The 10,351-nt window shown below is 55.2% G+C and carries 9 protein-coding genes and 1 pseudogene; 5 read left to right on the forward strand and 5 right to left on the reverse strand.

Features of this window, described 5'->3' with window-relative positions; genetic code table 11:
• Positions 1-781 (forward strand): annotated as a pseudogene (locus RSA72_RS12580) (dihydroxy-acid dehydratase domain-containing protein); the annotation flags it as partial.
• Between the two features lie 234 nt (positions 782-1,015).
• On the opposite strand, the gene nadC reads toward RSA72_RS12580, so the two are convergent.
• The gene (nadC, locus tag RSA72_RS12585) at positions 1,016-1,861 is read right to left on the reverse strand and encodes a carboxylating nicotinate-nucleotide diphosphorylase (protein ID WP_332623220.1); all 846 of its coding nucleotides are present in this window, start codon (positions 1,859-1,861) and stop codon (positions 1,016-1,018) included.
• A 182-nt stretch (positions 1,862-2,043) separates the two neighbouring features.
• On the opposite strand from nadC, the gene ampD reads away from it, so the two are divergent.
• Together ampD and murJ are read left to right on the forward strand one after the other, a co-directional pair.
• The gene (ampD, locus tag RSA72_RS12590; protein WP_332623219.1) at positions 2,044-2,613 is read left to right on the forward strand and encodes a 1,6-anhydro-N-acetylmuramyl-L-alanine amidase AmpD; all 570 of its coding nucleotides are present in this window, start codon (positions 2,044-2,046) and stop codon (positions 2,611-2,613) included.
• Positions 2,614-2,690: 77 nt separating this feature from the next.
• On the forward strand, positions 2,691-4,241 hold the full coding sequence (gene murJ / locus RSA72_RS12595) for a murein biosynthesis integral membrane protein MurJ (protein WP_332623218.1): 1,551 nt from the start codon (positions 2,691-2,693) through the stop codon (positions 4,239-4,241).
• A gap of 78 nt (positions 4,242-4,319) precedes the next feature.
• Here the strand turns inward: murJ and RSA72_RS12600 are convergent, their stop codons facing one another.
• Positions 4,320-4,478 (reverse strand): DUF1328 domain-containing protein, encoded by a 159-nt coding sequence (locus RSA72_RS12600; RefSeq protein WP_068913408.1) that lies wholly within the window; start codon positions 4,476-4,478, stop codon positions 4,320-4,322.
• 194 nt (positions 4,479-4,672) lie between these two features.
• Between RSA72_RS12600 and RSA72_RS12605 the strand changes: the two genes are divergently transcribed.
• Positions 4,673-5,125, forward strand: a complete 453-nt coding sequence (locus RSA72_RS12605) for a YcgN family cysteine cluster protein (protein ID WP_332623223.1) — start codon at positions 4,673-4,675, stop codon at positions 5,123-5,125.
• Here RSA72_RS12605 and RSA72_RS12610 read toward each other — a convergent pair.
• Both RSA72_RS12610 and RSA72_RS12615 read right to left on the reverse strand, forming a co-directional pair.
• The gene (locus RSA72_RS12610; protein WP_332623215.1) at positions 5,122-5,589 is read right to left on the reverse strand and encodes a DUF523 domain-containing protein; all 468 of its coding nucleotides are present in this window, start codon (positions 5,587-5,589) and stop codon (positions 5,122-5,124) included. The two genes, RSA72_RS12605 and RSA72_RS12610, sit on opposite strands and share 4 nt — an antisense overlap.
• Before the next feature lie 36 nt (positions 5,590-5,625).
• Positions 5,626-7,770, reverse strand: coding sequence for a putative bifunctional diguanylate cyclase/phosphodiesterase (locus RSA72_RS12615; protein WP_332623213.1), 2,145 nt, complete (start codon positions 7,768-7,770; stop codon positions 5,626-5,628).
• 284 nt (positions 7,771-8,054) lie between these two features.
• Between RSA72_RS12615 and RSA72_RS12620 the strand changes: the two genes are divergently transcribed.
• Positions 8,055-9,329: a replication-associated recombination protein A gene (locus tag RSA72_RS12620; protein WP_332623212.1), complete on the forward strand. Its 1,275-nt coding sequence runs from the start codon at positions 8,055-8,057 to the stop codon at positions 9,327-9,329.
• A gap of 274 nt (positions 9,330-9,603) precedes the next feature.
• Here RSA72_RS12620 and purC read toward each other — a convergent pair whose 3' ends face one another.
• Positions 9,604-10,323, reverse strand: a complete 720-nt coding sequence (gene purC / locus RSA72_RS12625; RefSeq protein ID WP_068913414.1) for a phosphoribosylaminoimidazolesuccinocarboxamide synthase — start codon at positions 10,321-10,323, stop codon at positions 9,604-9,606.
• Positions 10,324-10,351: the final 28 nt, after the last annotated feature.

Raw genomic sequence — 10,351 nt, forward strand, 5'->3', positions numbered from 1 at the left:
AACGGTACATGAAAAAACCTTAAAAGATGCCTTGGACAAATGGGACATCATCCGCACTGAAGATGCAGGCGTGTATGAGTTCTTCCGTTCAGCGCCGGGCGGTGTGCCAACGCAAACTGCATTTTCACAAAACCGTTATTACCAAACTTTAGATGGCAACCGTGAATCAGGTGTGATTCGTAACGCAGCCAATGCTTTCTCACAGGATGGCGGCCTGGCGGTACTTTACGGCAACATCGCACTGGACGGCTGCATTGTCAAAACCGCAGGCGTAGATGATTCAATCTTGAAATTCAACGGCACAGCGCGGGTCTTTGAAAGCCAGGATGCTGCGGTTGATTCGATTTTAAGCGGCGGTATTCAAGCCGGCGATGTGGTGGTGATCCGCTACGAAGGCCCGCGCGGCGGGCCGGGCATGCAGGAAATGCTCTATCCAACCAGCTACCTGAAATCGAAAGGCTTAGGTAAAGACTGCGCTTTGCTGACCGACGGCCGTTTCTCCGGCGGTTCATCCGGCCTGTCCATTGGCCATGTTTCACCTGAAGCGGCTGAAGGCGGCGCAATTGGCCTGGTGGAAGACGGTGACCGCATTGAAATTGATATTCCAAACCGCACGATTCATTTAGCCGTTGATGAAGCCACGATGGCTGCGCGCCGTGAAGTGCAGGAAGCCAAAGGCTGGCACCCGGCGGAAGCGCGCCCGCGCAAAATTTCCAAGGCGCTGAAAGCCTATGCCAAGCACACCACCAGCGCGGCGAAAGGCGCGGTGCGGGAAATTTAATCCGCAGCTGGCAGCGCCGCTCAATTAAGTCATGCTGATCAGTTAAGGAGCTTTGCAGAAAGCTCCTTAATTTTTGCGTATGCGTTTTATTTGCTGTGCAGGCCAGCGTGCATCTCATTGCAAACAAGATCATGCCTTCTAAAAAAAATGCCAGTCAGTTTTTTTAACTGACTGGCATTATTGCGCATGCGGCGCTTTGACTGCCCAGCGCGGCGGCTAGGCCATTCGGCTGCTTCAGCCGTTGAAGCGCATGGATAAATCCACCGCTTTCAGGTCTTTGGTCAGCGCGCCCATAGAGATGTAATCGACGCCTGTAGACGCCACTTCGCGCAGATTGGCAATGGTGATATTGCCGGAAGCTTCCAGCTTGCAGCGCCCGGCTGCATGCTTCACCGCATCAATCATCTGCTGCTGGCTGAAATTATCCAGCATCACAATATCCGCCTGGGCGGCCAGCGCCTGATCCAGCTCATCCCAGGTTTCCACTTCCACTTCTACCGGCTTGCCCGGCGCAATGCTGCGCGCCTTAGCCACCGCCTGCGCAATGCCGCCGGCTGCCATAATGTGGTTTTCTTTAATTAAAAAGGCATCGAACAGGCCTAAGCGGTGGTTTTGGCCGCCGCCGACCGCTACTGCATATTTCTGCGCAATGCGCAGGCCCGGCAAAGTTTTGCGGGTATCCAGCAGCCTAGTGTGCCGGCCATTCAGCTGCGCCGCATATTCGGCAGTTTTGGTCGCAACCGCAGACAGGGTCTGCACAAAATTCAGCGCAGGGCGCTCAACCGTCAGCAGGCTGCGGGCTGAACCGGCTAGCTTTAAAAACACTTCGTTCGGCGCCACGCGCTCGCCGTCATTTTTCAGCCAAGTCACCTGCACCGCCGGATCATAGGCCTGAATCAGCGCATTGACCCAAGGCTGGCCCGCCAGCACCATGCTGTCGCGGCTGATGACGGTGGCTGCAGCCTGTTCATCTTCAGGGGTTAACAGGGCGGTGATGTCGCCCGCGCCGATATCTTCCTGCAGCGCCTGCTGAATATTGATCTGGATGGATTGTTCAAGCAAAGATTGAGGTATGCTCATAAAAGTTCCGTCTCTGTTAACCCAAGAAAATTTGCGCGTTATATTAGCACTGTTCCTGAAAAATGAGCGGTTTTTCATACAGCGCGATTGGATGAATTGAGATTTATCCCTGAAAGTTTTAGCATGAGGGCCCATATGTTTTTTGCCTGCCGGCGCAGCGCAGCAGCAATCAGGATCAGACGATGCCGCAAACCGTGAAATTTCAGATCCGTGACGGAGCGCTGGCCGGCGCCCGCCAGGTTCCGTCACCGAATTATAATCCGCGCCCGGCGCAGGCTGAAATCCAGCTGGCGGTGGTGCATAACATCAGCCTGCCGCCGTCGCAGTTCGGCGGCGGCTATATTGAGCAGTTCTTTCAGAACCAGCTGGATTGGTCGCTGCATCCTTATTTTCAAAGCATTGAAGGCATGCAGGTCTCTGCGCATCTGCTGATCTTAAGAAGCGGCGAGGCGCTGCAGTTCGTCAATTTCAACGACCGCGCATGGCATGCGGGCCGCTCCAGCTATCTGGGGCTGAAAGAATGCAATGACTATTCGGTGGGCATTGAGCTGGAAGGCAGCGACGACTTGCCCTTTACTGATGCGCAGTATGAGGCGCTGGCTGCCGTCACCGCCTGCCTGCAGCAGGCCTATCCTAAACTGCAGCATCTGGCCGGGCATTCCGATATTGCGCCGGGGCGCAAGACCGACCCCGGCCCGCATTTCGACTGGGCCCGCTTCCGCCAGCAGCTGCATCATTTTAAAAACAAATGAATAACAACATTAGCTCTAAATTAACCAATGAAAATTGGGGCGGAGTTTCATTACAATAGCGGCAATTTAAACATTAGGTGAATGCGATGGCGCTTTGGCGATCGACGGTCATAGTCAGTGCAATGACCATGCTGTCACGGGTCTTGGGTTTAGTCCGGGATATTGTGCTGCTGAATGTATTTGGCGCAGGCAGGGACTTCGATACCTTTGTGGTGGCGTTCCGCATACCGAACTTTTTCCGGCGGCTATTTGCCGAAGGCGCCTTTTCGCAGGCCTTCATTCCGGTATTAACCGAATACAAGACCAGCCGCACCCATGCCGAGGTGCAGATTCTGATCAGCCGGGTCTTCGGCTGCCTGGCGACCTTCATGAGCGCGCTGACTTTTCTCGCCATGGTGGCCGCGCCGGCGATTATTTACATCTATGCGCCGGGCTTCCATGATGATCCGGAGAAGTTTGCGCTGGCGGCCGATATGTTCCGCCTGACGATTCCCTATCTGCTGTTCATGTCCTTAACGGCCTTTGCCAGCAGCATTCTGAACAGCTACGGCTCATTTACCTCGCCGGCGTTTTCACCGGTGCTGCTGAATCTGGCGATGATTGCCGGCGCGGTGTGGCTGACGCCGCATATGGCCGAGCCGGTTATGGCGCTGGGCTGGGCGGTGCTGATTGCCGGCGCGCTGCAGCTGGCGATCCAAATTCCGGAGCTGTGGCATAAAAAGCTGCTGATACCGCCCAAAGTCGATTTCAAGCATGAAGGCGTCGACCGCATCATGAAGCTGATGCTGCCGGCGCTATTCGGGGTATCGGTCACCCAGATTAACCTGCTGCTGAATACCATTTGGGCATCGTTCATGCAGGACGGTTCGGTATCCTGGCTGTACAGCGCCGAGCGCATGACCGAGCTGCCGCTGGGCCTGATTGGCGTGGCCATCGGCACAGTCATCTTGCCGTCACTGTCTGAGCGCCATGCAGAGCAGGATCAGGCCAAGTTCCGCGGCATGATTGACTGGGCTGCCCGGGTGATTGTGCTGGTCGGCGTGCCCGCCAGCATCGCCCTGTTCATGCTGTCTACCCCGATTATTCAGGCGCTGTTCCAGCGCGGCCAGTTCACCCTGCAGGATACGCAGATGACGGCGCTGGCGCTGCAGTGCATGAGCGCCGGGGTGATTTCCTTCATGCTGATTAAAGTCTTTGCGCCGGGCTTTTATGCGCAGCAGGACACCAGAACGCCGGTGCGCGTCGGCCTGATGGCTGTTGCCGCCAATGCCATTTTAAACGTGGTGTTTATCGGCCTGTTCAAGCTGATTGACTGGCATGCGGAGCACATGGCGCTGGCGCTGGCTTCTTCCGGCTCGGCTCTGGTCAATGCCGGCATGCTGTATTTCTACCTGCATAAGCGTGATATTTTCCGTTTTGGCGCGCACTGGAAAAAGCTTGGCCTGCAGTACGCCGCGGCCAACGCCGCCATGATTGCGGCGCTGTGGTATGCGCTGACCTGGTACAATGGCGACGCTGCGCAGTGGATCCGCATTGCGCAAGTGGCTGGACTCTGCGCCGTGGGCGCGGCCGCTTACGGCGCCGCCTTATTGGCGTCAGGCTTCAGAATCTGGCATTTAAAGCCTTAACTGGACTGTTATATGCAGAATAAGCGCCTTCAGGGGCGCTTATTTTTTTACCGGTAAAGCAGCTCAGGGCAGCGGGCGCTACATCTTGCCGCGGGAAAGAAAACCGACAATGGCGAGAATCAGCGCGATCACCAGCAGGATAATTGCAAAATCTTTTGACAGGCCTGCAACGCCGCCAAAACCCAGCAAACTTGCAATCAGCGCAATTACAGCAAAAATGATAGCCCAGCGGAACATTGTCTTTCTCCATGCGCTTTTTATTTTGAATTTCAGTATAGGACTATGAATTTCAATGCATTGTTATTCTTTTGTTGAAAAGGCTGGGTGAAATTGTGAGCAGAATGCGGGCGGCGGCGCTGCTGCGCAAATTCATGAAAATGCGCTGAACACTGCTATAATTAAGCCGTTCAACCGCGACTGAAAGATGAATGATGACCGAACAGCTCCGCCCGCAATTCTGGAAGCGCCATGCTTTATCTGAACTGAATCATACCGAATGGGAAGCGCTGTGCGACGGCTGCGGCCTGTGCTGCCTGATTAAGCTGGAAGATGAGGAAACGCTGGAGGTGGCCTATACCAAAGTGGCCTGCAAGCTGCTGGACTGCAAAACCGGGCACTGCTCGGACTATGCCCGCCGTGTCCAGTTTGTGCCCGACTGCATTCAGCTGACGCCGGAAAAGCTGCAGCAGATCCGCTGGCTGCCGCCGAGCTGCGCTTACCGCCGGCTGCATGAGGGCAAAAGCCTGCCGTCATGGCATTATCTGAATACCGGCACCCGCAGCAGCGTGATTAAAGCCAGGAAATCGGCAGCGGGGCGCTGCGTCAGCGAAACTGCCGTGAATGAAGATGAAATCGAAGACTATATCGTGCGCTGGGTGCGCTAGCCCTGCAGCGCCAAACGCGCAAAAAAATCCTGTTCCGACAGCACTGCAAAGCCATGCTGCAGCAGAAGCGCGGCGGCCACCCCGGCGCCCGGCTGTTTTGCCGCCCTGAAACTGCCGTCATAGATGAAATGCCGCCCGCAGGACGGGCTATTTTCCTTTAATACAGCCGCAGTCACCTGATGGCGCAGCGCCAGCTCCAGCGCCTTATAGGCGCCGGAAATAAATGCCTGCGTGACATCTCCGCCCTGCCGGGTCAGGACGCGGGCTTTTCCCGCAAGCGCGTCCAGCGCCGAACCGCCGCAAATTTCCGCAGGCTCGCGCGGGCAGGCTAGTCCGCCCAGCATTTCCGGACAGGCGGTGATGGCCAGCTGCTGCGCAATGAGCTGCTGAATGGCATCATAATGATAGGCTTTTGCGTCATAGCGCACCGGCTTGCCTGCAAGGCAGGCGCTGATTAAATACATCAGCAACTTCTCGCATTAAACCAATCAGGCCGCGCGTCAGCCGCCTTTGCGCGGCAAAAGCAGGGCGGTGGCGTCAGCATAGCTCATCGGCCGGTAAAAATAGAAGCCTTGGCCTTTCAGGCAGTGGCATGCCCTCAAAACCTCCAGCTGTTCCGCAGTTTCGATGCCTTCCACCAGAATATCCAGCGAGATGCTGTCGCCGAGCTGGGTAATGGCTTTCACAATCGCTAAGGCTGAGCGGTCCAGCGTCATGCGCTCGACAAAATTTCTGTCAATTTTTATGCAGTCTACCGGATAGTCCTTGAGGCGGGTCAGGGAGGAATGCCCGGTGCCGAAATCATCCAGTGAAATCTGGATGCCGGACTGCTTCAGCAGGTTCAGCGCGCGCCGGACATAGTTGGCGCCGCGCTCAGACAGGCTCTGTTCGGTAATTTCCAGCTCCACCGTATGGTGGGGAATGCCGTATTGCTGTATGCGCTGCAGCAGCTTTTCGGCATAGTCATCGCGCAGAAATTCCACTGGGGCGGCGTTGATGGAAATCGGCAAAACCTCCAGTCCGGCCGCCATCCACTGCCGGATGTCCTGAAAAATTTTCGCCTGCATGACTTCGCTGATGCCGGAGGCCAGCTCATAGTCATGGAAAGCCGCGTAAATATTGGACGGCAGCTGCAGCCTGCCGTTCTGATCATGCCAGCGCAGCAGCGCTTCAAAGCCGATCACCTGAGCGCTGCTCAGCAGTACTTTGGGCTGGTAAAAAGGCGCAATGCGGTCTGATTTCAGAATGCTGCGCGCCAAGGTCAGCTGCCTGGTGGTGATTTCCAAAGCTTCAAACATGGCCTGATTGAACATGCGGATGCCGCCGCGCCCGCTGGACTTCAGGTCATTCAGCGCGATGTCGGCGCATTTCAGCAGATTGGAGGCGCTTTGCGCATCGCGCGGGAACATCGAGCAGCCAATGCTCATGCCGCCATTGATGTACTGGCCGGCATAGCTGATCGGCAGCTCCATCTGCATCCAGGCCAGCTGCGCGACCTCCATCAGCTGCGCCTGATCCTGCAGCTCAGGCACCAGAATGGCAAATTCATCGCCGCCTAAGCGCGCGACAGTGATATTGGCCGCAAAGCAGCTTTGAAAGCGCTGCCCCAGCGTCTGCAGCAGGTGATCCCCCGCGCTGTGGCCAAGGGTATCATTGACATGCTTGAAATAGTCCAGGTCAATCAGCAGCAGGCCAACCAGCTGGCCCTGCGCCTGCGCATCCTGCAGGCTGGCTCTGAAAATCTGGTTAAAGGCGCGCCGGTTCAGCAGCCCGGTCAGCTCATCTTCTTCGGTGGCCTGCTGCAGCCGGCTTTCGGCGATTTTCTGCTGGCTGATGTCGCGCGAAACGCAGAGAATATGCTGTGTCGCGCCATGCTCATCAAGGACCGGGGTTAAAATATTGTCCCAGTACTGGGGCGCCTGCCCGGCAACCGCGCTGTTTCCCGCAAAGCGCGCATTTTTTCCCTGAGCGGCCTGGGTCAGGGCGCAAGCGCCGCAAGCGCGGACTTCTTCAGGCAGCAGCTCCAGCCAGGGCATGCCGAATTTCTGCTCAGCAACAGGCACGCCAAGCGCCAGGCAGCCGGAACGGTTCATATAGGTGACTTTGCCGTCCGGGGTTAAAATTTTGATGCTGTCCGCGCTGGCGTCCAGCATTTTATTCTGCGCCGTGACCTGCCGGGTTAATTGCTGCTGCTGCTCATAGCAGTCATGAATATCGGTCCAGCTCAGCAGCCATTGAAACGGCGGCTGCGCATCGGGCGGGAAGTCAACCTGCACCGCGCACATGCGGTAGCCCAGCTGGCTGTGCCTGATGCGGCAGGATTTTTTAAAGCTTTGCCCGTTCAGCTGGGCTGCGCGCCACAGCGCCATAAAGCAGCCGATATCTTCGGGATGAATGAAATTGAGCCACTGCTCATTATCCTGCTGGGCTAGATCTGACCCTACAAATTGCGCCATGGCGCGGTTCAAATACGGAATATCCTGCCGGGTTTTCAGCCAGACCGGCAGATTCAGATGATTAATCAGATGATGCAGCTGCGCAAAGTCAGAAGGCGCCGGAAAAAGCGGCGGAGTCTGAAACTGTGCAGGAATTTCAGATGGATGCTGCGCGCCTGGAGCCTGCTTTTCTTTTGATGATAATTTCATAACGCCCGCCAATTCAGCATTTATATTTTTATGCAATAAAGTACGACATTAATAATCACATTCCGGCTGTACTCATAAAAAAGTCTTATTGACTGTTTTTTCAATTTTGCAATTTATAATTAAGCATATTTATGCGGTTTTGCATAGTGAACTTAGACTAAGTCGCTAAGATGTAAAATAAAAGATGCAGCATAAAATAGATGCAATGAATAATGCTCCGGGATTTAAAATCCTAGTGCTAGAATACGGCTAGACTTATTTTTAGCCCGCAATGAAATTATCAGATGCCAGACAGCCATATTCCGCTTCCAGAACGACTCAGACCCCGTGACTTGTCGCAAATTATTGGACAGGATCACCTCTTGGGCCATCAGGCGCCGCTGCGTCAAATGATTGATCAGGGGCATTTGCCGTCGATTATTTTCTGGGGGCCTCCGGGGGTCGGCAAAACCACCATTGCGCTGCTGCTGGCGCAGGCGGTCGACCGGCCTTTCGTCAGCCTGTCTGCGCTGAATGCCGGGGTGAAGGAGCTGCGTGAAGTGATCGCCGACGGCGGCGACCTGCTGGCGCCGGTGGTGTTTATTGATGAAATTCACCGCTTCAACAAGTCGCAGCAGGACGCGCTGCTGAATGCTGTGGAAAAAGGCAAAATCACCCTGATTGGCGCCACTACGGAAAACCCATCCTTTGAGGTCAACAGCGCGCTGTTGTCGCGCTGCCAGGTCTATAGCCTGAATGCGCTGTCTGCCGAAGCGGTGCAAACCCTGCTGACGCAGGCCGTGCAGCAGGACAGTTTCCTGCAGGCGCGCCATATCCAGATCGACGAATTTGACGCGCTGCTGCAGTTCGCTGCCGGTGATGCGCGCAAGGCGCTGAACCTGCTGGACTTGATTGCCAGCACATTTGAGCCGGATGTGGAAAACATCATCACCAATGCGGTGACCGTGCGGGTCGCGCAGCAGAATATCGCCCGCTATGACAAATCCGGCGAACAGCATTATGACCTGGTTTCGGCCTTTATTAAGTCAATCCGCGGCAGCGATCCGGACGCCGCGCTGTACTGGATGGCGCGCATGCTGAAAGGCGGCGAAGATCCGGTGTTTATTGCCCGGCGCATGCTGATTTCCGCCTCAGAAGATATCGGCAATTCCAATCCGAATGCGCTGCTGCTGGCCGGCGAATGCTTCCGCTCCGTGCAGGCCGTCGGCATGCCTGAAGCGCGGATTATCCTTGGCCAGTGCGCGGTGTATTTGGCCACCAGCGCCAAAAGCAACAGCACTTATTTAGCCATTAACAAAGCCATGAGCCTGGCGGAAAAAACCGCCAGCCTGCCGGTGCCGCTGCATTTGCGCAACGCGCCAACCAAGCTGATGAAAGCGCAGGGCTACGGCGTAGACTACCTGTATCCGCACAATTATCCGGAGCATTTTGTGCAGCAGGACTATCTGCCGCCCGAGCTGAAAGGCACGAAACTGTATGAATCCGCCCGCAATAAGCGCGAAGTGGAAGGCGAGCGCCTGCAGCAGCGGCGCTGGATGCAGGAACAGCAGCAGCAGTAAGGCTCTGTTGAAATGCAAAGGCTTCCACTGTGCGCAAGGCCGGCCGCTTAAGCAATGGGCTGGCTTTTTTGCCTTGGAAAAAATGCCGCAGGACGAAGCCGCGGAAAACTGAAGATCAGCAGCACTGGTGGCGGAGCTGGAAGATTAAAAGGCGCGCTATGTTTTTATGCGGCGTTGCGGTTCTTGCGGATCAGCAGAATAGCTTTAAATAAAATCAATAGAATAAAAAACCGGGCTAAATGCCCGGTTTTCCGCTTTGAAGCTTCAGTACAGATCAGATGTCTGAAAGGTCGATGCCGATGCGGGCAGCCACTTCTTCATAAGCTTCAACCACGCCGCCTAAGCCTTGGCGGAAACGGTCTTTATCCAGTTTTTTCTTGGTGTCTTTGTCCCACAGGCGGCAGCCGTCCGGAGAGAATTCGTCACCCAGAACAATGCGGTCATGGAACACGCCGAATTCAAGCTTAAAGTCGACCAGAAGCATGCCGCCGGCAGCGAATAGCTCTTTCAGCACTTCGTTGACTTTATAAGTCAGCTCTTTCATTTGAACCAGCTGCTCAGCAGTCGCCCAGCCCAGGGAAATCGCCTGAGATTCGTTGACCATCGGGTCGCCCAGCGCATCGTCTTTAAAGAACAGTTCAAAAGTCGGCGGCGTCAGCTCTTTGCCTTCTTCCACGCCCAGGCGGCGGCACAGTGAGCCTGCTGCATAGTTGCGGACAACGCATTCAACCGGAATCATCTGCAGTTTTTTAACTAAAACTTCAGTCGGAGAAAGCAGTTTTTCAAAGTGGGTTTCAATGCCGGCAGCTGCCAGTTTTTCCATGATGAAGGCGTTAAAACGGTTGTTCACCTTGCCTTTGCGGTCCAGCTGTTCAATTTTTTCGCCATTGAATGCAGAAGCATCATCACGGAAGACTAGGATGAGGTGGTCTGCACTGTCTGTTTCATAAACAGATTTCGCTTTACCGGTATAGAGCAAGGTTTGTTTTAACATGAGGGAACCTTTTTCAAAAAAAAATGCC

It is taken from the genome of Acinetobacter sp., from assembly GCF_036659555.1.
Lineage (GTDB): Bacteria > Pseudomonadota > Gammaproteobacteria > Pseudomonadales > Moraxellaceae > Acinetobacter.

What these genes read in the sequence shown, in the direction of transcription:
- RSA72_RS12605 (WP_332623223.1), top strand. Translation starts at nt 4,673, where the DNA reads ATGACCGAACAGCTCCGCCCGCAATTCTGGAAGCGCCATGCTTTATCT.
- nadC (WP_332623220.1), bottom strand. Translation starts at nt 1,861, where the DNA reads ATGAGCATACCTCAATCTTTGCTTGAACAATCCATCCAGATCAATATT.
- RSA72_RS12620 (WP_332623212.1), top strand. Translation starts at nt 8,055, where the DNA reads ATGCCAGACAGCCATATTCCGCTTCCAGAACGACTCAGACCCCGTGAC.
- purC (WP_068913414.1), bottom strand. Translation starts at nt 10,323, where the DNA reads ATGTTAAAACAAACCTTGCTCTATACCGGTAAAGCGAAATCTGTTTAT.
- RSA72_RS12600 (WP_068913408.1), bottom strand. Translation starts at nt 4,478, where the DNA reads ATGTTCCGCTGGGCTATCATTTTTGCTGTAATTGCGCTGATTGCAAGT.
- RSA72_RS12610 (WP_332623215.1), bottom strand. Translation starts at nt 5,589, where the DNA reads ATGTATTTAATCAGCGCCTGCCTTGCAGGCAAGCCGGTGCGCTATGAC.
- ampD (WP_332623219.1), top strand. Translation starts at nt 2,044, where the DNA reads ATGCCGCAAACCGTGAAATTTCAGATCCGTGACGGAGCGCTGGCCGGC.
- RSA72_RS12615 (WP_332623213.1), bottom strand. Translation starts at nt 7,770, where the DNA reads ATGAAATTATCATCAAAAGAAAAGCAGGCTCCAGGCGCGCAGCATCCA.